Annotated in this window: 20 protein-coding genes; 15 read left to right on the plus strand and 5 right to left on the minus strand. The window is 40.8% G+C overall.

Annotated elements, in window-relative coordinates; translation table 11 throughout:
• Positions 1-11: 11 nt before the first annotated feature.
• Positions 12-992 (minus strand): 6-phosphofructokinase, encoded by a 981-nt coding sequence (pfkA, locus tag G6053_RS11830; RefSeq protein WP_104382337.1) that lies wholly within the window; start codon positions 990-992, stop codon positions 12-14.
• Positions 993-1,174: 182 nt separating this feature from the next.
• On the opposite strand from pfkA, the gene G6053_RS11835 reads away from it, so the two are divergent.
• The 7 genes from G6053_RS11835 (at position 1,175) to G6053_RS11865 (ending at position 12,490) form a co-directional block, all read left to right on the plus strand.
• Positions 1,175-1,846 (plus strand): NUDIX domain-containing protein, encoded by a 672-nt coding sequence (locus G6053_RS11835; RefSeq protein WP_077434873.1) that lies wholly within the window; start codon positions 1,175-1,177, stop codon positions 1,844-1,846.
• A 172-nt stretch (positions 1,847-2,018) separates the two neighbouring features.
• Complete coding sequence (locus G6053_RS11840; RefSeq protein WP_108632016.1) at positions 2,019-2,618, plus strand: TetR/AcrR family transcriptional regulator; 600 nt, start codon at positions 2,019-2,021, stop codon at positions 2,616-2,618.
• A 28-nt stretch (positions 2,619-2,646) separates the two neighbouring features.
• Positions 2,647-3,990 carry a TolC family protein gene (locus tag G6053_RS11845; RefSeq protein ID WP_108632015.1) on the plus strand — a complete coding sequence of 448 codons (1,344 nt, stop codon included), beginning with the start codon at positions 2,647-2,649 and terminating at the stop codon, positions 3,988-3,990.
• 14 nt (positions 3,991-4,004) lie between these two features.
• Positions 4,005-5,060, plus strand: coding sequence for an efflux RND transporter periplasmic adaptor subunit (locus G6053_RS11850; RefSeq protein WP_108632014.1), 1,056 nt, complete (start codon positions 4,005-4,007; stop codon positions 5,058-5,060).
• Positions 5,061-5,125: 65 nt separating this feature from the next.
• The gene (locus G6053_RS11855; RefSeq protein ID WP_165306581.1) at positions 5,126-8,308 is read left to right on the plus strand and encodes an efflux RND transporter permease subunit; all 3,183 of its coding nucleotides are present in this window, start codon (positions 5,126-5,128) and stop codon (positions 8,306-8,308) included.
• A gap of 152 nt (positions 8,309-8,460) precedes the next feature.
• Positions 8,461-10,302 (plus strand): glutamine--fructose-6-phosphate transaminase (isomerizing), encoded by a 1,842-nt coding sequence (gene glmS, locus G6053_RS11860; protein ID WP_165306582.1) that lies wholly within the window; start codon positions 8,461-8,463, stop codon positions 10,300-10,302.
• Positions 10,303-10,309: 7 nt separating this feature from the next.
• The gene (locus G6053_RS11865; RefSeq protein WP_165306583.1) at positions 10,310-12,490 is read left to right on the plus strand and encodes a DUF4954 family protein; all 2,181 of its coding nucleotides are present in this window, start codon (positions 10,310-10,312) and stop codon (positions 12,488-12,490) included.
• A 108-nt stretch (positions 12,491-12,598) separates the two neighbouring features.
• Here the strand turns inward: G6053_RS11865 and G6053_RS11870 are convergent, their stop codons facing one another.
• From G6053_RS11870 to lgt, 4 genes are all read right to left on the minus strand, one after another.
• On the minus strand, positions 12,599-13,171 hold the full coding sequence (locus G6053_RS11870; RefSeq protein WP_165306584.1) for an AraC family transcriptional regulator: 573 nt from the start codon (positions 13,169-13,171) through the stop codon (positions 12,599-12,601).
• 162 nt (positions 13,172-13,333) lie between these two features.
• Positions 13,334-13,876, minus strand: coding sequence for a L,D-transpeptidase family protein (locus G6053_RS11875; RefSeq protein ID WP_165306585.1), 543 nt, complete (start codon positions 13,874-13,876; stop codon positions 13,334-13,336).
• A gap of 123 nt (positions 13,877-13,999) precedes the next feature.
• Positions 14,000-15,190, minus strand: coding sequence for a tryptophan synthase subunit beta (gene trpB, locus G6053_RS11880; RefSeq protein WP_241254985.1), 1,191 nt, complete (start codon positions 15,188-15,190; stop codon positions 14,000-14,002).
• Positions 15,191-15,658: 468 nt separating this feature from the next.
• The gene (gene lgt, locus G6053_RS11885) at positions 15,659-16,474 is read right to left on the minus strand and encodes a prolipoprotein diacylglyceryl transferase (protein ID WP_108632008.1); all 816 of its coding nucleotides are present in this window, start codon (positions 16,472-16,474) and stop codon (positions 15,659-15,661) included.
• 163 nt (positions 16,475-16,637) lie between these two features.
• On the opposite strand from lgt, the gene G6053_RS11890 reads away from it, so the two are divergent.
• The 8 genes from G6053_RS11890 to G6053_RS11925 all read left to right on the plus strand — a co-directional run bounded on the left by G6053_RS11890 (position 16,638) and on the right by G6053_RS11925 (position 24,419).
• Entirely contained in the window at positions 16,638-17,756 is a 1,119-nt protein-coding gene (locus tag G6053_RS11890; protein WP_108632007.1) for a M42 family metallopeptidase, read from the plus strand.
• A gap of 37 nt (positions 17,757-17,793) precedes the next feature.
• Entirely contained in the window at positions 17,794-18,135 is a 342-nt protein-coding gene (locus G6053_RS11895; protein ID WP_104382326.1) for a DUF3467 domain-containing protein, read from the plus strand.
• Between the two features lie 151 nt (positions 18,136-18,286).
• Positions 18,287-19,795, plus strand: coding sequence for a bifunctional GNAT family N-acetyltransferase/carbon-nitrogen hydrolase family protein (locus tag G6053_RS11900; protein ID WP_121121925.1), 1,509 nt, complete (start codon positions 18,287-18,289; stop codon positions 19,793-19,795).
• Positions 19,796-19,862: 67 nt separating this feature from the next.
• Positions 19,863-21,905, plus strand: coding sequence for a M13 family metallopeptidase (locus tag G6053_RS11905; RefSeq protein ID WP_108632005.1), 2,043 nt, complete (start codon positions 19,863-19,865; stop codon positions 21,903-21,905).
• A gap of 149 nt (positions 21,906-22,054) precedes the next feature.
• The gene (gene rplU, locus G6053_RS11910) at positions 22,055-22,366 is read left to right on the plus strand and encodes a 50S ribosomal protein L21 (protein WP_028068281.1); all 312 of its coding nucleotides are present in this window, start codon (positions 22,055-22,057) and stop codon (positions 22,364-22,366) included.
• A gap of 43 nt (positions 22,367-22,409) precedes the next feature.
• Positions 22,410-22,673, plus strand: a complete 264-nt coding sequence (rpmA, locus tag G6053_RS11915) for a 50S ribosomal protein L27 (protein WP_046672918.1) — start codon at positions 22,410-22,412, stop codon at positions 22,671-22,673.
• 406 nt (positions 22,674-23,079) lie between these two features.
• Positions 23,080-23,823, plus strand: coding sequence for a hypothetical protein (locus tag G6053_RS11920; protein ID WP_165306586.1), 744 nt, complete (start codon positions 23,080-23,082; stop codon positions 23,821-23,823).
• A 5-nt stretch (positions 23,824-23,828) separates the two neighbouring features.
• Positions 23,829-24,419: a hypothetical protein gene (locus G6053_RS11925; RefSeq protein WP_165306587.1), complete on the plus strand. Its 591-nt coding sequence runs from the start codon at positions 23,829-23,831 to the stop codon at positions 24,417-24,419.
• Positions 24,420-24,465 lie beyond the last annotated feature (46 nt).

Raw genomic sequence — 24,465 nt, forward strand, 5'->3', positions numbered from 1 at the left:
TTTGCTTTATATTATAAAATCTCAGCCATTTCCAATAGATCAGGGCTAAGTTTAATTTCCTTGTTGCTGATAGCCTCTTCAATCGGTGTAGTTTTGATTTCATTACCACGGAGCCCCACGGTGATGCGTGTATTGCCTGCTAAAATTTCATTCACGGCAGCAAACCCCAATCGACTGGCTAATACGCGGTCAAAACTCGTTGGAGATCCACCACGTTGTAAATGCCCTAATATACTAACTTTCGTGTCGTAATGATCAAATTTTTCCTTTACTTTTTTTGCAACATAGTATGCACCACCATTTTGGTCACCTTCAGCAACAATAACAATGGATGAGGATTTCTTTTTAATCGCACCATCTTCCAGGTGACGAATCAGATCATCAATAGCCGTCTCTTTCTCCGGAAGCAAGATGGCCTCTGCACCACCGGCAATTCCAGCGTTTAATGCGATACATCCCGAGTCTCTGCCCATGACCTCAACAAAGAAAAGACGCTCATGGGAGGCAGCCGTATCTCTGATTTTGTCAATGGCCTCGATAACGGTGTTATTGGCGGTATCATAACCAATAGTATAGTCAGATCCGTAAAGGTCGTTGTCAATTGTTCCGGGAATACCTACAATCGGAATCTCAAATTCTTTGGAGAAGAAATTCGCACCGGTAAAGGTTCCGTCACCACCGATCACCACCAAAGCATCAATTTCTGCTGCCTTCAAATTATCGTAAGCGATTTTTCGTCCTTCGGTTGTTTTAAACTCAAGACAACGTGCTGTTTTTAATATCGTACCACCGCGCTGTATGATGTTGCTCACTGAGCGGGTATCCATTTCTTTAAAATTTCCGTCAATCAGACCTTGATAACCCTGATAAATCCCGGTTACCTGGAGGCCCTTATGTAGCGCTGTACGGACAACAGCACGAATGCAGGCATTCATGCCGGGTGCGTCACCGCCAGATGTTAATACGCCTATTTTTTTAATTTCTTTTATCACACTCTATATTTTAGGTTTTACGAATATAAGATTTTTATAGTGTATATTCTACACTTTGAATAAATTTTTCATTATTTTTTTGCGCATCACGTTTAGGAAGCGTATAATTGTTACAGATAACCCGATGATTAGTAGCCGATAAATTTAGCTCAGTATATTGCACATAAATAAATTTAGAAGTTTTGTATAGTAATTTTACCGTAGACTGTGTCATATTAGGCTTTCATGAAGGAGAATTAAAAGTTCTTTTGGCTGAAAGAAATGAATATCCTTTTAAGGATTGGTGGGCATTGCCAGGCTTTTTCGTGGATAATGACGAAGAGATGGAAGATGCCGTAAAAAGAATTTTGTATGAAAATACAGGTTTGAAAGATGTATTTATGGATCAGTTACATTCTTTTGCGGGCCTCAAACGGCACCCAAAGGGACGTATTCTGACCGTAGCTTATTATGCCCTTGTTCAACTTGATAATACAAAATTAAAAACAAAGCCTGTTACAAATTACATGAAACAGGCAAAATGGTTTCCGGTGAGAAATGTTCCTGAACTGGCATTTGACCATAAGCAGATTTTGGACCTATGTCTGGAAAGATTGCAGCGTCGTCTGGCTTATAAACCGATCGCTTTTGAACTGTTACCTGAAAAATTCACCCTTACCCAGTTGCAATTGGTATACGAGGGAATATTAAATAAAACATTGGATAAACGCAATTTTAGAAAGAAAATGCAGAATTACGGTTTTCTAAAGGAGCTGGATGAAGTTCAGACCGGAGTTGCTTATCGGGCGGCCCGTCTGTACAAACTGGATAAAAGAAAATTCCTCAAACATTTTCAGAATACTGTAGCGTTTTAATAAAATCTGAGTTATTAAGGGCAAGGCAAACTTCTAAAGTTTGCCTTTTTTGTTGTCAACTAAATATCAAATTATTATCGATTTCAAAATATATTTTGTGCGAGATGTTACTTTTTATATTTTTGAACAATTTCTGATAAAAGTCAGAAAGTAGAAAGGAGTTTTTTGAAGAATGGAAGATAGAAAAGACCAGATCATTGATGCTGCCATAAGACGCTTTATGCATTATGGATTTAGTAAGACAACAATGAATGAAATTGCAGAGGATATAAAAATCACCAAGGCGAATTTATATTATTATTACTCGGAGAAGAATGCGCTTATACGGGACGTTCTTATACGTTTGACAGATGAGTATAGAGCGGAGGAGGAAAAGTTGGTTGCTGCACATACAGGGACAACTTATGATCTGATTATGAAAATTTTAGAGATGCGGGATGCTTTTGTGCGCAAGTATTATATGTTGCACATGAACGAGAACCTGGAATGGATTAAAGGGCTTTCGATGCAGGATTTCTTTCAGTGTCTTCATAATCGTGATGTAAAGGCGCTCTATGAAATATTTAAGGTAGGCGCGGAGAAGGGTGAACTCAACGAAGAACATTTGTATGAAACAGCGGAAATCTATGTGGAACTGATGAAGAGTCTTTCCTTGATGTGCAATATTTCAGATATCATTTCTGGGATACCAAATCAGGATCGTTTTGATGAAGTGTTACAGAAACAAAAACTGGCTACGAAGCTGTTTTTTAATGGTATAAATAAAAAGTAGATATAAAATTAGGACAAATAAATTAGGAATGAAAACAATCAGAATACTAGCCAGCCTTTTATTAGGTACGATGGTTTTCCAAAGTCATGCACAACAGCAATTAAGCCTAAGTGATGCGATCAAATTTGCTCTGCAGAATAAAGCTGATGCAAAAAAAGCGACACTCGATGTGCAGAATGCGGAGCATAAGATCGCTGAGGTTAAATCGGGGGCATTGCCACAGATCAATTTTACAGGGGGAATAACGTATAATCCCATGATTCAAAAAGTTGCATTGCCCGGAGAGCTCGTCGGTCAGCCCGGAACAACGGTAATGGCCGCTTTCGGACAAAAATGGCAATCAACAAATTCGATAAGTTTGAATCAACAATTGTTTAATCAAACAGTATTTACCGGATTAAAGGCAGCGAAAACCACACGCGAATTTTACCTGATTAATAAAACATTGACAGATGAACAGTTAATTGAAAAAGTAGCTAATAGCTATTATGATGTTTATCAATCCAAATTACAATTAAAAACAGTTGATAATAACTTAGAAAGCACGACAAAAACAAGAGACGTGATCGATGGTCTATACAAGAATGGACTGGCTAAGAAAATTGACTTGGATCGTACAAATGTAGCAGTTACAAATTTAAAAGCATCTAGGCAGCAGTTGATTAATGCAGTTGAACTTAAAGAAAATGCACTTAAATTTGTTATCGGTATGTCCATGGATGAGCAGATCGTCATGCCAAGCTCAACCTTTGAGACGGTTGCATTAAATGCCGTTTATAATCCAATTGATGTTTCCAATAGAACAGAGATTCAGGTGCTGGCGAAACAAAATGACTTATTGGAGCTCAATAAAAAAGCCGAGATTTCAAAATACTATCCAACATTGTCGCTGACTGCCAATTATGGACGTCAAGGCCTGGGGCCAGTATTTCCTATATTTTCAAAGGCTGAAGGTGTAAACTGGTCTAGTTTCTCGGGAATCGGCTTGAATTTATCCGTTCCTATTTTTAATGGCTTCTTGACAAAATCCAAGGTCCGTCAAGCTCAGATTGATATTGATAAGCTTCAGGTCGATATCGCTGATACAAAATTAGCGCTAAGTATGGCTGCGGAAAATTCCAAAGTGCAAATCAAGAATACCCTTCTGACGATTGAGTCGAATCGCAAAAACGTGGATTTGGCCAAGTCCGTCTTGGAGGATACAAACAATAACTACAAGAATGGTTTGGCGACGTTAACAGATCTACTCGACGCAGAAAAAGCTTATGCTGATGCACAAAATAATTTAAATACGTCTTTGCTTGATTATAAAGTGGCGGAAGTTCAACTGATTAAAGCAAACGGCAATCTCAAATCACTAATTAACGAATAATTGACTAATACAATATGAAACGCGGAATTATTACCCTACTTATTATTGCTGCTGGTCTTGCAGGAATATTTTTTGTGTTAAATAAAAATAAAAAGAAGAACGAAGCTGAGACTGCTGAAGTCGCCAAAACTAATGCGTCTATTGCTGTTCGTATCGATACCGCAAAGGTCACTTCGATGGATTTGCGTTATACTGCGAATGGAACCTTTGCACCGAAGCAAGAAGTAACAGTCTCTGCAGAAACTGCCGGTAGAGTAGTTAAGGTATTGGTTGATGAGGGATCACGTGTGAGTGCCGGGCAAACATTGGCGATCATTGAAGGGGATAAGCTGAATGTAAATGTAGCGAATGCTCAGGCAGCCTTTACCAATGCCCAGGCCGACCTACATCGTTTTGAAAGCGCTTATTCTACGGGTGGTGTTACCAAACAGCAATTGGATCAGGTGAAATTACAATATGAAAATGCCAAAAATAATTTAAAGGCTTCAAAATTGAATGCAGGCGATGTAACCATCAAAACTTCTGTTTCAGGAGTGGTCAATGCACGTAAAATAGAACCCGGAACTTATTTAAATATTGGAGCTGCAGCATTCGATATCGTGAATGTAAGCACGTTAAAATTACGTGTCAATGTGGATGAGAAAAATGTGGCAACGTTAAAAATCGGTCAATCTGTGGATGTATCGGCAAGTGTTTATGCTGACCAAAGATTCACTGGTAAAGTGACATTTATCGCACCCAAATCAGACGGAAGCTTAAATTTCCCGGTAGAAATTGAAGTCAATAACTCATCCAATCAATTGCGTGCCGGTATGTATGGCACAGCGATGTTTGGCGAGGGTGTTGCCGGCAATACTTTGATCGTGCCCCGTAACGCATTCGTCGGTAGTGTGAGCGACAATAAAATATTCGTTCTTAAAAATGGTAAAGCAATCGAAACCAATGTGAAATCCGGAAGAAATTTCGGCGATTATATTGAAATTTTGGGCGGCCTGCAAAATGGTGATCAAGTGATTGTTTCGGGTCAAATCAATTTGTTTGATCAGAGCCCTGTTGAAATTATTAAATAATGTTTACTGAAAACCAGTAGCAAATGAAGTCGTGGTTTCATTACCATTAAAAACAAATAATTCTAATGAAAATTACCGAAATATCGATAAAACGTCCCAGTATAATTATCGTATTATTTATAATACTCACATTAGGCGGGTTGTTTTCCTATACTCAATTAGGGTACGAGTTAGTCCCTAAATTTGAGATCAACGTCATCACGGTGCAGACGGTTTATCCGGGAGCATCCCCCGCTGAGGTGGAGAGCTCTGTCACCAAGAAAATTGAGGATGCTATTTCATCCTTGGAAAGCATCAAAAAAGTAGAATCGACCTCGCTTGAAGGGGTGTCGATCGTTATGATTACCCTTAACAATGGCGCTGACGTCAACTTTCTGCTAACTGATGCCCAGCGGAAGATCAATGCCGTCATAAACGACTTGCCTGACGATGTGGAGACACCCTCCCTGTCCAAGTTCTCGTTGGACGATGTAGCGATCATGAGTTTGGCTGTTACCTCAAACTTGTCCGAGAAAGAGTTATACGATCTCCTGGACAATAAAATCCAGCCTGTTTTTGCACGTATTAATGGGGTTGCAAAAGTAGACATGATTGGAGGTGAAGAACGCGAGATCCAAATTTCTGTGGATCCAAAGAAAATCGAAGGTTATGGATTGACAATCTCACAGGTGCAACAAACTGTAGCGGCATCTAATTTGGATTTTCCTACAGGTAACGTAAGCACACGTGATAATAGGACTACAATCCGGTTGGCCGGAAAGGTTACCTCAATTGAGGAGCTTCGTAACTTGCCGATTACAACTCCGGCAGGGGTTCAGATCTATTTACGTGATATTGCAGACGTTCAGGATGGTATCAAAGAAATTGAAAAAGTAGCTCGTTTGGACCGCCAGAATACTATTTTGCTGCAGGTCTTTAAACAATCGGACGCCAATGCAGTAGCTGTATCCGAAGCGGTAAAGAAAACCATTGCAGTACATGATAAAAATGGAAAGATAATTAGCGGGGTTGAGAAGGATTATGCTGCGCAAAATATTAAAATTTTGGTGGCCAATGACTCTTCTGACTTTACCTTGAATGCAGCCGACAACGTAATCCATGATTTGATGATCGCAATTGCTTTAGTAGGTTTTATTATGTTGTTTTTCTTACAGAGTTTGCGAAATGCTGCAATTACAATGGTAGCGATTCCGCTGTCGTTGATTGCAACCTTCATTGGCTTACTTTTGATGGGCTATACGTTAAACTTGATGTCACTGTTGGGTTTATCCCTTGTGGTGGGTATCCTGGTGGATGATGCGATCGTTGTTATCGAGAATATTCACCGCCATATGGAGATGGGTAAAAACAAGGTGCGTGCGGCATTTGATGGTGCTTCCGAAATTGGATTTACCGTTACGGCGATTACCTTGGTTATCGTGGTAGTGTTCTTGCCAATTGCGATGTCTACAGGACTGGTTGCAAATATCCTAGCACAATTCTGTGTGACCGTAATTATCTCTACGATGTTATCTTTACTTGTGTCATTTACGGTAGTTCCTTGGTTGTACTCGCGTTTCGGAAAACTTGAACATTTGAGCAAAACATCTTTGTTTGGACGCATAATCCATGGATTTGAAAGTGGTTTGACTGCGTTTACGCATTGGGTATCCGGATTGTTGGTATGGTCTTTAAAAACACGATTGACTAAACTGGCTACGCTAGGACTAGCGATAGGACTTTTGATTGCTTCATTTTCATTGGTAGTGAAGGGCTATATCGGTTCGGATTTTTTCCCGGGTATCGACCGTAAGGAATTTTTTATCCAATTGGAACTCGATAAAGACGCTTCTTTGGAAAAAACAAACTTATTGACGCAAAAGGCGGAGGCTTATCTTAAATCCAAGCCAGACGTTAAAGAAATAATCACTACAGTCGGACAATCTTCGGACGGTATGGCTTCCACTACAGGATCTCGTTATAAATCCGAAATCCATGTTATTCTGGACAAGGAGAATTTTGAAGGAAATTCCCAGGTGTATTCTGCAACCTTAAAACGTGAATTGGAAAATAAACTGATTGGTGCCAAAGTCAAAACTGTGAACGTTGGTATTATGGGAGCAGAGCAGGCGCCGTTGAAGTTGACCATCATTGGTGCCTCTGTCGAAGACGCGCAAGAATTTGCGGAGAAAGCTGCTGACCAATTGCGCAAAATTCCGGGAGCTGCGGGAGTAAAATTGACCTCTGAGGCGGGTAACCCAGAGATTAATGTGAAAATTGATCGCAATAAAATGACATCCCTGGGCCTGAATGTGTCGACTGTCGGTATGACTATGCAAACTGCATTTTCGGGAAATACCGATAATAAATATAGGGCGGGGGATAACGAGTATGACATTAATATCCGTTACACCGAAAGTGGTCGTGCAAATATTGACAATGTGCGTGATTTGAAGTTTATTAACAATAAGGGGGCTTCGATTTCATTGGAGCAATTTGCCAACGTCACTTATGGTTCTGGCCCAACTTTGTTGGAACGCCGGGACAAATCGCCGGCGGTGTCCATTCAAGGACAGGCAATCGGTAGACCGATGGGTACAGTAGCTCAGGAATGGCAAGCGCAGTTTGAAAAACTACCGCGCAAACCAGGAATCGTATTTATCTGGGGTGGTAACATGGAAAATCAAACCGAAGGTTTTGGAACTTTAGGAATTGCCTTATTGGCATCTATTATCCTAGTATATTTGGTAATGGTTGCTTTATATGATAGTTTTATCACTCCATTCGTTGTCTTGTTCTCTATTCCATTGTCATTTATCGGGGCATTATTGTTCTTGGCTTTGGGAAATCAAACATTGAATATATTTACGATTTTGGGTATCATTATGTTGATCGGATTGGTAGCCAAGAATGCGATTATGCTGGTTGACTTTGCTAATCACCGTAAAGAAGCAGGAGATACCACCCACGATGCATTAGTTGCAGCGAACCATGCCCGCCTTCGTCCGATTTTGATGACGACAATCGCGATGGTATTCGGTATGATTCCAATAGCGATCGCCACAGGTGATGGTGCCGATATGAATAGAGGCTTGGCCATTGTAATCATTGGTGGTCTGTTGTCCTCTTTGTTCTTGACGTTAGTTGTCGTCCCAGTTGTCTATTCAATCTTCGATAGTTTGCAACGCCGTTTCGGAAAAAAGGAAAAGACTGATTATGAGGCGCTCATGGTAGAAAATTACGACCATGTTGATGTCGCAGAACATTAAACATATATCAATTTTACAAAGGAAAGGAGGCTAAGTCATTGGCCTCCTTTTTTTTGTATTAAATTTAGGTTAATCAATCGATTGCATAAATATTTTTTATTACATTGCGACCGCATTAACAAAATATATATATACTTAAAATTGAGACAAGCATGTGTGGAATTGTAGGATACACAGGTTACCGTCAGGCGTATGGTATCGTCATTGACGGATTGAAAAAATTAGAATACCGTGGTTATGACAGTGCAGGAGTCGCACTACACAAAGGTGAACATGTCGATGTTTACAAAAAGACAGGAAAAGTCGTGAATTTGGAAGAATTCGTTTACGGTCAGGATCTTCAGTCAACAACAGGAATAGGGCATACACGATGGGCCACCCATGGTGAACCTTCTGACCGAAATGCCCATCCACATTACTCAAACAGTGGACGCATCGCAATGATTCATAATGGTATCATTGAAAATTATGCATCTTTAAAATCAGAATTAATTAATAAAGGTTATCATTTTAAAAGTGATACGGATACAGAAGTACTCGTTAATTTTATCGAAGAAATCCAATTACAGAATGAGTGCCCTCTGGAAGAGGCAATTCGTATTGCTTTAAAAAGAGTCGTCGGTGCTTATGTGATCCTTGTCTTAGAAGCTGGTCATCCAGATCGGATTATTGCAGCCAGAAAGGGGAGCCCGTTGGTCATCGGAATAGGCAAAAACGAACACTTTCTAGGTTCAGACGCTTCGCCCATGTTGGCGTATACCAAAGAGGTTGTTTATATCAATGACTACGAACTGGCGATTATTACGCCCGAAGAGTTGATTCTAAAGAATTTGGGGAATGAACGTATCACCCCGTATATCCAAAAGCTGGATCTGGAGTTATCGGCTATTGAAAAAGGTGGCTACGACCATTTTATGCTCAAGGAAATCTTTGAACAGCCGGATACCATCTACGATTCTATGCGTGGTCGTCTGGATCTGCAGGCGAAACAAATTATTCTTAGTGGAATCGAGAAGTATGCGAATGAGATCAGCAACACCAATCGGATTGTGATTGTGGCATGTGGTACAAGCTGGCATGCCGGATTAATTGCGGAATATGTCATTGAAGAATTATGCCGCATCAACGTTGAAGTGGAATATGCTTCTGAATTCCGCTACCGTAATCCAGTGATCCATCCCGGAGATGTTATTTTGGCCATTTCACAAAGTGGGGAGACTGCGGATACCTTAGTTGCGTTGGAGAATGCAAAAAAACAGGGCGCGATCATTCTGGGCGTAGTGAATGTGGTCGGCTCGTCCATAGCACGTCTTTCAGATGCAGGCGCTTATACGCATGCGGGACCTGAAATCGGCGTGGCAAGTACAAAGGCATTTACGGCGCAGCTGACTGTCCTCAACCTGATCGCATTAAAAATTGCGGCGTTAAAAGGAACGATTTCCGACGAGCGTTTTCTGAAACTGTCGGAAGAATTGCATGACGTTCCCGGGAAAGTACAGTGGATTTTGGATACGCAAATCGAAAAGATTCAACAAATAGCAAAAAAATATAAAGACGCGAGGGATTTCTTGTTTCTTGGCAGGGGCTATAATTTCCCGGTTGCCTTGGAGGGTGCACTAAAGCTAAAAGAGATCTCTTATATTCATGCCGAAGGTTATCCGGCAGCGGAGATGAAACATGGCCCTATTGCTTTGGTCGATGAAAACTTGCCCGTTGTTTTCGTCGCAACCAAAGATGCTTATCATGAAAAAATTGTTTCCAATATCCAGGAGATAAAAGCCAGAAAAGGGAAGATTATTTCCGTAGTTACCAGAGGTGACGCCGTTTCCGAAAATCTGTCAGATGACTTTATGGAAATTCCAGAGGCAGATGAGGTTATTGCTCCTTTAATCTCTGTTGTTCCTTTGCAGTTATTGTCTTATTATATTGGTGTTGAGTTAGGTTTAGATGTTGACAAACCTCGTAATCTCGCCAAATCTGTCACAGTAGAATAGGAGGCGCATGAGTGTATTAAAGAAAATACCTTTGGAGCATTTGGGATATGATTTTATCCCAAATGAATTTCTCCATGAAGGGCAGGATGAGTACACCCTGCGTTTTCAGCAGAATCCACGTAATGATTACCGTGATCTCACGGCAATTGAGGTTCAGGAACTTATTGCTAATGGTAATTGGTCGAGTGACTGGTCCAAAGTGAAAGTTTCGGCGATCTTTGATCCCAAGCAGGTTCAGGGCTGTAAATTCTACGGCTTGGTACGCATCGGAAATTTAAGCCCTAGTTACCTCGAATATCGAAACCTGCAGCTTCCCATCGGTTTATATCATTCGACCATTATCAGTTCGGATTTTGGCGATGATGTAGCTGTACATCATATAGGTTATTTATCCTATTTTATTGTGGGGAATGAAGTGCTGTTAAGTCAGATCAAGGAGATGGAAACCGGTAGCACAGCCAAGTTCGGAAATGGTATTCTGCGGGATGGTGAAGAATCCGATAAACGCATCCAATTGGAGCTTTGCAATGAAAATGGAGCGCGCTCGGTTTATCCTTTCGACGGTATGCAGGCCGCCGATGTTTACCTGTGGACGCGAAATCGTCATGATCGTATGCTACAGCATCGTTTTGAAGAGCTGACGGACCAAAAATTTGGTACACAACGTGGGTATTATAGTCAGATAGGGGATCGTTGTGTCATTAAAAATACATTCACAATCAAAAATGTGAAGATTGGTACCGATGCTTATATTAAAGGAGTAAGCAAGTTGAAAAATGTGACCGTCAATTCTTCCCGGGAATCCTATACGCAAATTGGTGAGGGTTGTGAGTTGGTCAATGGTATCATTGGTTACGGTTGCCGTATATTCTACGGGGTAAAGGCGGTACGTTTTATTTTAGCCTCTTACTCGCAGCTGAAATATGGTGCACGATTGATCAATTCTTATCTCGGCGATAATTCGACGATATCCTGTTGTGAAGTGCTTAATTCCCTGATCTTTCCGGCGCATGAGCAACATCATAATAATTCTTTTCTGTGCGCAGCATTGGTGATGGGGCAAAGCAATATGGCTGCCGGGGCGACAGTGGGGTCGAACCACAATTCCCGAGCTGCTGACGGGGAGATTATTGCAGGACGTGGCTTTTGGCCTGGATTGTGTGTAAGTCTTAAACATAATTCGAGATTCGCCTCTTATTGCTTGATCGTCAAGGGTGATTTTCTGCACGAGCTGGATATTCAGCTGCCCTTCACGTTAGTGAGCAATGATGTGCAGCATGATCGGCTTTCGCTTATTCCGGGATATTGGTTTATGTATAATATGTATGCACTGGTGCGTAATGCCAATAAGTATGAAGCCCGGGACAATAGGCATTTTAAAAATCAATATTTTGAGTACGATATGTTGGCCCCTGATACTGTCAATGAGATGTTTGGCGGAATGGAAACACTTGCTTTTGCTGTGTCGGAAAGCCTTCAACACGAAGGGAATAAGACACGGGAGGAACATATTTTAGCCGGGCGTACCTTACTTGCCAACAATATTGATCTAAAAGATAAGACTATTGTTTTATCCGGAGCAGAAAATTCGCGCAGACCTACAGTGATTCAAAAAGTAGGTGAAGCTTATCATCTCTATCGTTCATTTATCAAGTATTATGGTGTACTGCACCTAATGGATGCACTGGAGGAAGGCCGATCAATCGATGAAATCATTGCTAGCCTTGCCGGTGAAAAACGGACAAATTGGGAAAATATCGGTGGACAGCTTATCGAAAGTACTGCATTACAGGTTTTTCTGGATGATATCAAATCCAAAAAGATAGACTCCTGGGATGATATTCATGAGTTTTATCATGAACGTAGCAAGGAGTATCTATTGGATAAGCGAAAGCATGCCTTATTGTCTCTGATTGAAATTCTGACTTTGGAAGGTGTGGAAATATCCGGAGATAAAATTGTATCTTTGTTGGATGAGGCTTTGGGGCACCGAATCTGGATAGGCGAGCAGATCTATAAATCCCGTGCGAAAGATTACAAAAATCCGTTCAAGAATATGGTATATGCCAATGATGAAGAGCGTGATATAGTTGTCGGGAAGTTAACAGAAAACTCTTTTATCAATCAACAGCAAAAAGAATTAGAGATATTTAAAATAAGGGTTGCAAATTTGAAAGGGCAATTTTAAAAAGAAAGGCTTCCGCTCGGAGGCCTTTTCTGTTATCTTTAATACCTGTTTTTTTATCGGGAGTCAAATGGTGAGCTGGCCTATCGAAAACAGCTGGAGCTGAATAATTTATCCTGCGTCATGTATTTTATCCAATGGTTTACGTTTATTCTCTTTGATATGCTTAAAATGACTAGGGGTCAGTCCGGTAACCTTTTTGAATTGATTGCTTAAATAAGCAACGCTGGAATAGTTCAACTGATAGGCGATTTCGCTTAGTGTCAATTCATCATAGACCAAAAGCTCCTTGACATATTCAATCTTTTGGCTAATGAAATATTTTTCGATCGTCATGCCTTCAACATCCGAAAATAAATTCGAAATATAATTGTAATCATGGTAAATCTGATTACTTATTATTTCCGATAAATTAAGATTGGTATTGTTATGTTGGTTGCGGATTAAGTCCAGGACCAAATGTTTGACCTGCTCAATCAATACCGTTCTTTTGTCATCGATGAGTTCAAAACCGAGGGCGGAGAAGTTTTCGGCTAGCTGAGCCGATTGTTCCCGGTTTAATGTCTCTTCAATTTCGACCTGTCCTAAAGAAATATGTTTAATGTGAAGATTAAGCTTGGCCAATTCGTTTTCGACGACCATGATGCATCTATTGCATACCATATTCTTTATTGCGAGTTTCATCCGATTTTTTTTAATACAAGTTACAAATCCAAACCCAAAAATCGCAAATTAATCGGACATTTCTGTTGTAAGATTTAGGTGATATGTTGTAGCTTTTTGGTGCCTTCTGCCGAGCCATCCATACAGCCTGTCTAGCCGATGGAACTGCTATGCAGATCAACGTTAGGGATTAATCGCAATAGGGGTACCGATGGGAACGGCCTGATAAAGTTCATCAATTTCTGTGTTGGTTAACGCCATGCAGCCGAATGTCCAGTCTGTCCAACGTTGTAATTTCCCGATAAAGCCCATTCCATTTCTTAAGCCATGGATTTTGATGTCACCACCCGCGGTTTTGCCCAAAGATCTGGCATAGGCGATATTCTGATCATTCGGATACGAAATCCCTAGGTTCTTGTGATATCCACTGTACTGATTTTTATCGTTGATATAATATAATCCTTCCGGTGTCTTTAAATCACCTTCGATTTTTTTAGCTCCAATCGGCTCTCCGCCCAGCGATATTCGGTAGGATTTGAGCAATTTGCCTTGCGCATAAGCTGATAGGATTCGTTTGGATTTATAGACCACAAGTTTGTCAACCACCGCATTTTTTGGTAAGCGGGGTTCAGGATAAAAGTTATAGGCGGTAATCCCAAGAATCAATAGGAGGAATACCGTAGTAATGATTTTTAGCCAGTTGTGGCGATTTTTATTTCGTTTCATAAGAATCGCTGTTATCTAAATGGAACGGTTAGCATACATGGAAAACCCGGATTTATATCAATAGCCATAGCGAGGTGCCTTATGAGCAATCTGCTATGGCTATCTAAATTATTCAGTGATCTATTAAAATTCACGGTCGACATCCTTGTCTCCGCGGCCAGACAGATTAACGATAGCAAGTTTGTTTTTATCTTTCAATAGTTTGACCGCTAGGGCAACCGCATGTGAAGACTCAATTGCCGGGATGATCCCTTCTAATTTGGAAAGCAATTTATAGGCGGCGATCGCTTCGTCGTCCGTAACCGGATAATAGTTGGCCCGATTGCTGTCTTTTAAAGCGGCATGCTGTGGCGAGATGCCCGGGTAATCCAGTCCAGCTGATACGGATGTGGATGGGATCGGATTGCCTGTATCGTCAACAAGGCAGTAGGAATAGGTGCCCTGAAATACGGTCGGTTTACCAAAAGATAGGGTAGCGGCTGTTTTAGGGTAAGTACCCGAGCCGCCGCCTTCACCGCCATTGATCTCAACTTCTTGATCTTCCAGAAAACCTGAAAATAATCCAATGGCATTTGATCCACCGCCTACACAGGCAAAGATACTGTCTGGAAGGCGTCCTTCCTGTTCAAGAATTTGTTGTCGGGCTTCTTTACCGATCACACTCTGAAAATAGCCCACCATTTTAGGATAGGGATGCGGTCCGACATGTGAACCAAGAAGATAATACGATGTTGGATTTTCGACATAATACATCAACGCGGCGTCAACAGCATCTTTAAGTGTTCGGCTTCCTAGATTTGTTGTGACAACCTCAGCACCCAACAACTCCATCCGTTTCACATTCAAGGCTTGACGGGCGGCATCAATTTCGCCCATAAAGACTTTGCATGGAATATTTAAGAGAGCAGCGGCAGTCGCGGTTGCAACTCCGTGCTGACCAGCTCCGGTTTCGGCAATAATTTCCGTCGCGCCCATTTGTTTCGCCAACAAGATCTGACCGATACAATTGTTGATTTTGTGTGAACCGGTATGATTCAGGTCTTCCCGCTTTAAGTAGATCCTGGATCCTACATATTCACTCAGATTTTTTGCAAAATACAAAGGTGAGGGACGTCCTACATAGTGTTTGAGGATGGAGATGAATTCTTTTTGGAATTCTTCTTTCTGAACATGGCTGTCAAAAAAATCGGCTAATTTGTTTAACTGATTTTCTAGGACAGGTGGGATATAAGATCCACCATACTCACCATATTTACCATTGTATTGAAGCATGTTTTCGTTCGCTTCGACGGATGCGCACTTTTCTAGACTCATTTTAGGCTTAAGTTTCTTGTTGTAAAAATTTTGCTCTTTAAAGAAGCCTAAATATAGTAATCTTTGGAGTCTTTGAAAAAAAACAAGGTGATTTTGTTTATGAATCGAATTTAGCTTATTGGATTTGACTTATTTTTATCGCATATACAGTCCATGTGATTAGCGCTAATTGAGGAGTATTCACTCTTGATAGCAGAATAATTCGGGGCTGCTTCGTATCAGAAGGCAGGTGCCAGCAATATGGAAGCGGGATGGGTTTATGGTAAATGCGTGATAGACTCGGACTTACCACGGACTCATGTCGGATTTACTGCGGATTCATCGCGGTTAGAGGGCGGAGCATGGTAGGAACAGGCGGCTACCGCGGTCGAACAGAAGCTGAAGTATAACGATAAAAAAAGGCATCTTTCGTAAGAAAGATGCCAGCTTTATATTGACGTTGCGAACTGTCTCAGATCGCCGTGTATTTTAAGCTTTTGGTTTTCGGAAAATAAAATAGAAACCGACCAAAATAAAAGGTATACTCAAAAGCTGTCCCATATTGAGCAACATGCTTTGTTCAAAGGCTTCTTGATCAATTTTAAAATGCTCCAACACCATCCGCGCACCAAATAATAAAACCATAAAAATACCGAACAATTTTCCTTTTTGACGATTCGGGTTCGATTTGAATAAGGAGCCGATAATAATAAAGATGATAATATAGGCAATGGCCTCATAGAGCTGGCCCGGATGGCGGGGGATATTGTCGTGTCGTTCAAAAATTATTGCCCAGGGCAAATCTGTAGGTGTCCCTACCATTTCCGAATTGAAAAAATTACCAATCCGGATCAACGCACCGGCGATAGGTACCACCACTACCAATCGGTCCGCTAACCATAAAAAGTCAGTCTTGGTCTTGCGGCAGAAGAGGTAGAGTGCAACAAGGATACCAATGGCTCCACCATGGGAGGCCAATCCTGCAAAACCAGTCACCTGGAATCCGTTTTTATCCCATTTGAAAGGGAGGAAAATTTCCAGGATATGGTCTTTATAATAGTCAAAATCGTAGAATAGGCAATGACCAAGTCGTGCGCCGATCAGTGTGCCGAGGAAGATATAGATGGAGAGCTGATCCAGTTGCTCTTGCGTGCGGCCTTCTTTTTTGAAAATGCGCAACATAATAACATAGGACACAAAGAAAGCGAGGAGCCAACATAAGGCGTAATAGCGTAGGGCAAATGCGCCAAAGTTGAACATCTCAGGATCTACATTCCAATGTATTGCACTTAGTATTGAATTCATATTTTTTTATGTCTGTTTAAATTACTAAGGTAAAGATAAGGTTTAATCTTATTTTTCAATAAAATGAAAGTGAAATGTAAAAGGAATATTCCAAAAAACATTTTTACTTTTGCATTTCATTGAAATTTTCATATTTTGACGAAAGTAAATAGAAAAGGAAAAGATGGCTGAAAAGAATAAGAAAAAAGAACCGAAAACGACAGCAGTCGTAACAAAAGATTCGCTTTCATTTTTTGAAAAATATATAAACAATGCTTCACCCACAGGTTTTGAATGGGACGGCCAACGTTTATGGCTGGACTATCTGAAGCCCTATGTGGACGAAACTTTTGTTGATAATTATGGCACAGCGGTTGGCGTAATCAATCCAAAGGCTGCTTATAAAGTGGTGATCGAGGCCCATGCTGATGAAATCTCCTGGTTTGTCAATTACATTACAAAAGATGGATTGATATACGTGGTACGCAATGGCGGTTCGGATCATCAGATCGCACCTTCCAAACGGGTGAACATCCATACGGAAAAAGGCATTGTGAAGGCTGTATTTGGCTGGCCTGCCATTCATACACGTTCGGGCGAGAAAGAAGAAAATCCTTCCCTAAAAAATATCTTTTTGGATTGTGGATGCAGTTCCAAAGAGGAAGTGGAAGCTTTAGGTGTACACGTAGGCTGTGTGATTACCTATGAAGACACTTTTTCAATCTTAAACGATCGTTACTATATTGGACGGGCCTTGGACAATCGTGCCGGTGGCTTTATGATTGCTGAGGTCGCTCGTCTGCTGAAAGAGAATAAAAAGAAATTGCCGTTTGGATTATATATCGTAAATTCGGTGCAGGAAGAGATTGGTTTGCGCGGTGCTGAAATGATTGCAGATCGCATTAAGCCGAATGTTGCCATTGTGACTGATGTGACGCATGATACCCAAACGCCGATGATCAACAAGATCACACAAGGAGATTTATTCTCCGGAAAAGGGCCGGTATTGTCTTATGCTCCGGCGGTTCAGGTCAACTTGAATAAGCTGTTGGTGAAAGTTGCCGAGGAAAATAATATTCCATTCCAACGTCAGGCATGTTCACGTTATACAGGAACAGATACCGACGCTTTTGCCTATAGCAATGGCGGCGTGCCCTCTGCCCTGATTTCCTTGCCACTACGTTATATGCACACGACGGTTGAAATGGTGCACAAAGAGGATGTCGACAATGTGATCCGTTTGATCTATCAGACGTTGTTGAATATCGAGGATGGACAGGACTTTAGAACATTTACAAAATAGAATTTAGGATTATATTAACTTATCATTTAGAATTATTATGGAAAATAACCAAAATCAAAACGAATTGAGCATCGAGTTGACAGAAGAAGTAGCAGAAGGAATCTACTCAAATCTTGCGATTATCACTCACTCTAATACAGAATTTGTGGTTGACTTTATCCGTGTGATGCCAGGAGTGCCAAAAGCAAAAGTGAAATCAAGAATCGTTTTGACTCCAGAGCACGCAAAACGCTTGTTAGGTGCATTGGTTGATAACGTGAATCGTTTCGAAGCTTTGAATGGTCCGATTAAAATGGATGTAGGTGTTGCTGAGCAACCTCAACAAGGTGGTGACCCAACTGTAGCATTTCCTTTCGGAACTCCTCAAGGTCAAGCATAGTCAATAGCATAATCTATCGATAATTAAGGTGCCAATAAAACAATTGGCACCTTTTTTTGTCTCCATTTGTGGTTACTGGGCTACCTTGGTATTTGGGCTTGGGCCCGACTTTTGCTATTTTTAGAGAAACTTATTTCAAAAGGAGATTTATATGGATATTCAAGTGCGCAACTTGACAAAGAAGGATTATGTTGATTTGAAAAAATCAATGGAACAAGCTTATGATGGTGTAGGGGATACCTGGTCAAAGGAAAATATTCAGGATCTGATCGAGATATTTCCCGAAGGACAATTGTGCGTGGAGATCGATGGGCATGTGGTTGCCTGTGCGCTGTCCATTATCCTCAATTCCAAAAAGAATAACATCTATGATAGTTATTATGATATTATTGATGACGGTAAATTCAGCAAACATAGCGATGACGGAGATACCTTGTATGGTATCGAAGTATTTGTCCATCCAGAACATCGTGCATTGCGATTGGGCCGGCGCCTCTATGATGCACGTAAGGAACTGTGCGAGCAGATGAACTTAAAATGTATCGTTGCCGGCGGACGGATTCCCAATTACCATAATTATGCGGACAAGATGAGTCCGAGAGTCTATATTGAGAAGGTAAAACGCAAAGAGATTTATGATCCTACATTGACGTTTCAGCTTTCCAATGACTTTCATGTCAAAAAGGTGCTGAAACATTATCTACCGGAAGATGCCGAGTCGATGGAATTTGCCACTTTGCTGGAATGGAATAATATTTATTACGAATCGGAAACCCGGTCGATCTCAACGACCAAACAGACGATCCGTCTGGGATTGGTGCAGTGGCAGATGCGTTTATTCGATAATATCGAAGCGTTCTATGACCAGATCGAATTCTTTGTGGATACGGTAAGCGACTACGGAACAGACTTTATTATGTTTCCCGAGTTTTTTAACACGCCATTAATGAGTCCATATAACGACCTTCCTGAGCGATTGGCAATGGAAAGACTGGCGCGGCATACTTCCGAAATTATTGATCGGATCCAGCAATTTGCGGTTTCCTATAACGTGAATATTATTGCAGGCTCTATGCCACTGATGGAGAATAAGAAACTCTATAATGTTTCTTACCTATGCCATCGTAATGGTAAGCTGGATGAATTCAAGAAAATTCATATTACGCCAAATGAATTTAAATACTATGGTATGGTTGGTGGAAGTGAGGTGAAGGTATTCGATACGGATTGTGGTAAGGTCGGCCTACTGATTTGTTATGATGTGGAGTTTCCGGAATTGAGCCGTATTTTGGCTGATCAGGGCATGCAGATCCTATTTGTGCCTTTTATGACCGATACGCAAAATGGTTATATTCGGGTCAGGACTTGTGCACAGGCCCGTGCCATTGAAAACGAATGTTATGTGGCCATAGCAGGGTCTGTCGGCAACTTGCCACGTGTCAACAACATGGATATCCAATATTCGCAATCTGCAGTCTTTACACCATCGGATTTTGCCTTTCCAAATAATGCCATCAAGGCCGAAGCGACTCCCAATGCCGAGATGGTGCTGATTGCCGATGTGGACCTGTATGCTTTGCGGGACCTGCATGAATATGGCACGGTAAAAGTTAAAAAAGATCGACGCAAGGATTTATACGAAGTAAAACTTTTGAAATAATTGGCTGGTATTTTTGAAGGGCTTCAAAATATGCTTAGCTTTAATTATATTCTTAATCTAATAAAGTATGATACAAAAAGTCAAATGGGGAACGCTCTCTGTCGTCTTAATGATGTTGTCATGTCAGTCCAACAAGAGCAAGGAGAATCCGCAAGAGGTCAGAACCAATTTTTTTGATGTTTCTGGCATGGATACAACGGTCAGTCCCGGTGATAACTTTTTCCAATATGCGAATGGCGCATGGATGAAAAATACCCAGATACCTGCTTCTGAAACCGGTTGGGGGTCGTTCTATATTCTGGCAGATGAAAATTTGCAGAAATTGAAAACGGTGCTGGAAAATGCGGCTCAGTCCAACAGCAAAAAAGGTTCGGATCAACAGAAAGCCGGCGATTTCTATGCGAGCGGTATGGATACGGTGACCATTGATAAACTTGGTGCCAAGCCTATAGAGGGGACTATCCAAAAAATCAACGCATTGAAAAATATCGATGAATTAATCGCTTATGCGGCTGATGGATTCAAAGAGGGGGATGGAGACCTGTTTAGTTTTTATGTAGCTGCCGATGATCGAATCAGCACTAAAAATGCACTGCAGTTTTTTCAGGGCGGGTTGAATCTACCCGAAGCTAGCTATTATTTGGATCAGGATGACAAAGCCAAAAAAATCAGGGAAGCTTATCTCGCTTATCTGATTAAATTGTTTGGGTTGATCGGCGAGGGCGCAAATGCTCAAAAATCTGCCGAAGAAGTACTCAAACTGGAAACAGAAATCGCAAAATCCCATCTGACTCCTGTTGAGTTGCGGGATCCGATTAAAAATTATAATAAGTTTGCGGTTCAGGATTTCCAGAAACAAACCCCAAATTTGAACTGGAAAGATATTCTCGGCCGTTTGGAGGTGAAGACCGACACGATTTTGGTGCAGCAACCTAAGTTCTATCTAGCGCTAAACAATCTGTTAAAATCGCAGCCTGTAGAGGTTTGGAAAACAAAGTTAAAAGCGGATTTGGCAAATGCTTCTGCGACTGCACTGAGCAAAGAATTTCGCGATGCAAAATTCGAACTATTTGGCAAAACCCTCAATGGACAGAAGCAACAGAAAGAACGCTGGAAATTGATGGTCAGCTCAGCTGATGAAAATTTGGGTGAGATTGTTGGCAAGCTCTATGTGGATGATTATTTTAAGCCTGAAGCAAAGCAGCGCATGATGGAATTGGTCGATAATTTGCAAAAGGTCTACAAGACAAGAATTGAAAAATTGGACTGGATGACACCGGAAACCAAGAAAAAAGCAATCGAAAAATTGGAAGCTTTTGTTAAAAAGATCGGTTATCCTGAAAAATGGAAAGATTATAGCGATGTAGAAGTTGCAAAAGATACCTATTATGCGAATCTACAATCTTCGGCCAAGCATGCTTATAAGGAGATGGTCGGTAAAATAGGCAAACCTGTTGACAAAAAAGAGTGGCTGATGACTACGCCGACGGTCAATGCGTACTATAATCCGCCATACAACGAGATTGTATTCCCTGCAGGAATTCTACAGTTTCCATTCTTTGATGCCAATGCGGATGATGCGATCAACTATGGTGCTATTGGTGCTGTCATAGGTCATGAGATGACCCATGGTTTTGATGATCAAGGGAGACAGTATGATAAGGCTGGTAACCTCAACGACTGGTGGACACCTGTGGATGCCAAACAGTTTACCGAACGTGCAAATCAGGTTGCGAAATTGTATGGAAGCTTCACCTTATTGGATAATCAACATGTCAATGGAGAATTGACCTTAGGAGAGAATCTGGCTGATATCGGCGGTTTGAACATTGCTTACGATGCGTTTAAACTGACCAAACAAGGGCAGGGGAATGAGAAGATCGATGGTTTTACAGGGGATCAGCGTTTCTTTTTAAGTTTTGCACAAGTATGGCGGGTCAAAAGCAGCGACGAGCGCATGCGTTTACGATTGAAGGTCGACCCACATAGTCCGGAGCAATTCCGTGTGAACGGCCCTGTCTATAATATGGAAGCATTTTATAAAGCATTTAATGTACAGCCAACAGCTAAAATGTACGTTGCTCCAGAAAAAAGAATTTTAGTTTGGTAAGTCGTTATTACCTGCTATTCTGTTATTTCCCGATGGTAGTAGCGGATCAGCTGGGAATAAATTAATGGAAAAGATAGATTTATCTTTGAATTGTGGTAAAAACTAATTACTTTTGCCCTTCATTTAATAACACATTTAATTAATTAACAATGTACGCAATAGTAAATATAGCAGGACAGCAATTTAAAGTTGCAAAAGACCAGTTCCTTTTTGTACACCGTTTACAAGGAGATGAAGGCGCTAGTATTGAATTTGACAATGTATTGTTAGCAGAAGACGGTGGTAAATTTACCATTGGTACACCTAGCGTTGCTGGTGCAAAAGTTTCGGCTAAAATTTTGTCTCATTTAAAAGGCGATAAAGTTATCGTTTTCAAGAAAAAACGTCGTAAAGGCTACAAAAAGAAAAACGGTCACCGTCAACAATTTTCTAAAATCCAGATCACTGGTATTACGTTATAATTGAATTTTTAATCAGACATCAGTCTTAAATTAAGATAAAGAAATGGCACACAAAAAAGGTGCGGGTAGTTCTAAGAACGGCCGTGAGTCACATAGCAAGCGTTTAGGTATCAAAATCTTCGGTGGTCAACAAGCAATCGCAGGTAACATCATCGTACGCCAACGCGGTACACAACACAATCCTGACACGAATGTTGGTATTGGTAAAGACCACACATTGTTCGCTTTAGTAGACGGTAAAGTAGTTTTCCGTAAAAAAGCTAACAATAAATCTTATGTATCTGTAGTTCCTACAGAACAAGCATAAGGTTTGCAACAATATTTGAAGAAGGCATCAAGCAATTGATGCCTTTTTTTATGCACGTCACTTTTATTATTTAATTTTTTTTTTAACAGTTGCAATGATTTTGTTAAAAATCTGCGGCGTTTCATCTGTCTGGATACGAGTTACTTGCTGAGCAGTGCCAGCGGTAAATATGATGTCTGTTCATAAATTATCCGCTTAAATCCTGCGATGAATTGTTATTTTCTGTTAAATGTAACCGCTTTGGTACAATTTTTATAAAGGATATGTGTTTTTAAGCATGCATGCCCTTTGGGGTTAAGCACTGGGGCATATATAATGAGGATATTCCATATGGCCATTAAAATACAAAATGCGAAGCATTCGTGGATACCATTGAATGCAGACACAACTGAATAATTACTTATATATGAAATATAACAAGTTTGGATATGGCCTGTGCGTTGGATTATTTGCCTGTTCATTATATTCCTGTAGTTCGATCTATATGCCCAATGTGCCTTCGGCACCTATGTTTACGGAAGCTGGTGAGGTTTATGTTTCCGGAAATATAAACACAAAGGCAAACGTTTCTGCAAACCTGGGGGTAGCCGTGACCGATCATGTGGCTGTTATTGCCAATGGATCTTATATGGATAATAGATCCAATACGAAAGACTATGCACAGAAAATGGGGGAAGCGGGGATCGGGTACTACACGCGTTTTGGCCGAAAAAATAATCGTGTATTTGAAGTGTATGGCGGATATGGACTAGGGACCACGAGTGTCGTTGATAAAAGATCTTCTACCATGGGGCAGGCTATTGTCGAGACACAGGATATGGATTTTGACAAAGTGTTTGTACAGGTGAACTTTTCATCGGAGAAGAAAGACGCTCTGAAATTGTTCGGAAATAGACATGATATTGACTATGGAACGATTATCAGACTGAGCAATATGCGTATGAAGAACTTCGCTATTGATGGTCTTCCTGTAGCGAAAGAAGATAACATGCTGATTGAGCCCGTATTTTATACACGGATGGGGCTTGGGAAAGGGTGGAAGTTGCAGTATACGAACGGAATGGTTTTCGGCTTTAAAAGTAATACCTATTTAAAAGCGGGTTACCCATTGTTTACACTGGGAGTTTTGTATAAATTTGGAGGAAAATAGCGGTTATGAGCAAGAAAATTTTATTTGGATGTTTGGTCTTTTTGGGTTTATTCATTTCCGGATGCGGCGTGAATCGACAAAAGGCACAGATCGAGAACTTGGCGAAATGTAAGTTTGATGTAGAGTCTGTAGACAGTATTCGATTGGCAGGAACATCATTGCAACGTCTGATAAAAAATAATCAGATTGATCTAGGGGCAGCACCCAGTTTGGCTTTGGCCTATTTACGAAAAGATATTCCATTGGATGCGGTTATTCGCCTTAAAATTGATAACCCAACCTTAAAAAAGGCGTCAATCAATAAGTTTCAGTATATCATCCTGTATGGCGGTCAACAGCTTGTCGAAGGAATTGTCAATCAATCCTTGCAAATTGAACCCGGGGGGTCAACGATGGCCAATGTGCGTATTGCGACCAATATTTATGACCTTTTGGTAAATTCTGACCTGCAAAATTTTTTAATGTCCAGTGATGAGAATAAAAAGGGAATATTTACGTTAAAAATTAAACCTTCAATCAATATCGCTGGGCAGTCGGTATTTTATCCGGGATACATTACCATAGATAAGACGGTGAGCCGGAAAATTCTGCTGTAAAAGGGTATAGACCAGCGAGAAGATGAAAAGGTTTTCCACTCTAATG

Source organism: Sphingobacterium sp. DR205 (genome assembly GCF_011064245.1).
In the GTDB taxonomy this organism is placed as follows: domain Bacteria; phylum Bacteroidota; class Bacteroidia; order Sphingobacteriales; family Sphingobacteriaceae; genus Sphingobacterium; species Sphingobacterium athyrii.

Excerpts from the sequence above, each read along its gene's own strand:
- G6053_RS11840 (WP_108632016.1), top strand. The coding sequence starts at position 2,019 with ATGGAAGATAGAAAAGACCAGATCATTGATGCTGCCATAAGACGCTTT.
- G6053_RS11845 (WP_108632015.1), top strand. The coding sequence starts at position 2,647 with ATGAAAACAATCAGAATACTAGCCAGCCTTTTATTAGGTACGATGGTT.
- G6053_RS11850 (WP_108632014.1), top strand. The coding sequence starts at position 4,005 with ATGAAACGCGGAATTATTACCCTACTTATTATTGCTGCTGGTCTTGCA.
- G6053_RS11855 (WP_165306581.1), top strand. The coding sequence starts at position 5,126 with ATGAAAATTACCGAAATATCGATAAAACGTCCCAGTATAATTATCGTA.
- glmS (WP_165306582.1), top strand. The coding sequence starts at position 8,461 with ATGTGTGGAATTGTAGGATACACAGGTTACCGTCAGGCGTATGGTATC.
- G6053_RS11865 (WP_165306583.1), top strand. The coding sequence starts at position 10,310 with ATGAGTGTATTAAAGAAAATACCTTTGGAGCATTTGGGATATGATTTT.
- G6053_RS11870 (WP_165306584.1), bottom strand. The coding sequence starts at position 13,171 with ATGAAACTCGCAATAAAGAATATGGTATGCAATAGATGCATCATGGTC.
- G6053_RS11875 (WP_165306585.1), bottom strand. The coding sequence starts at position 13,876 with ATGAAACGAAATAAAAATCGCCACAACTGGCTAAAAATCATTACTACG.
- trpB (WP_241254985.1), bottom strand. The coding sequence starts at position 15,190 with ATGAGTCTAGAAAAGTGCGCATCCGTCGAAGCGAACGAAAACATGCTT.
- lgt (WP_108632008.1), bottom strand. The coding sequence starts at position 16,474 with ATGAATTCAATACTAAGTGCAATACATTGGAATGTAGATCCTGAGATG.
- G6053_RS11890 (WP_108632007.1), top strand. The coding sequence starts at position 16,638 with ATGGCTGAAAAGAATAAGAAAAAAGAACCGAAAACGACAGCAGTCGTA.
- G6053_RS11895 (WP_104382326.1), top strand. The coding sequence starts at position 17,794 with ATGGAAAATAACCAAAATCAAAACGAATTGAGCATCGAGTTGACAGAA.
- G6053_RS11900 (WP_121121925.1), top strand. The coding sequence starts at position 18,287 with ATGGATATTCAAGTGCGCAACTTGACAAAGAAGGATTATGTTGATTTG.
- G6053_RS11905 (WP_108632005.1), top strand. The coding sequence starts at position 19,863 with ATGATACAAAAAGTCAAATGGGGAACGCTCTCTGTCGTCTTAATGATG.
- rplU (WP_028068281.1), top strand. The coding sequence starts at position 22,055 with ATGTACGCAATAGTAAATATAGCAGGACAGCAATTTAAAGTTGCAAAA.
- rpmA (WP_046672918.1), top strand. The coding sequence starts at position 22,410 with ATGGCACACAAAAAAGGTGCGGGTAGTTCTAAGAACGGCCGTGAGTCA.
- G6053_RS11920 (WP_165306586.1), top strand. The coding sequence starts at position 23,080 with ATGAAATATAACAAGTTTGGATATGGCCTGTGCGTTGGATTATTTGCC.
- G6053_RS11925 (WP_165306587.1), top strand. The coding sequence starts at position 23,829 with ATGAGCAAGAAAATTTTATTTGGATGTTTGGTCTTTTTGGGTTTATTC.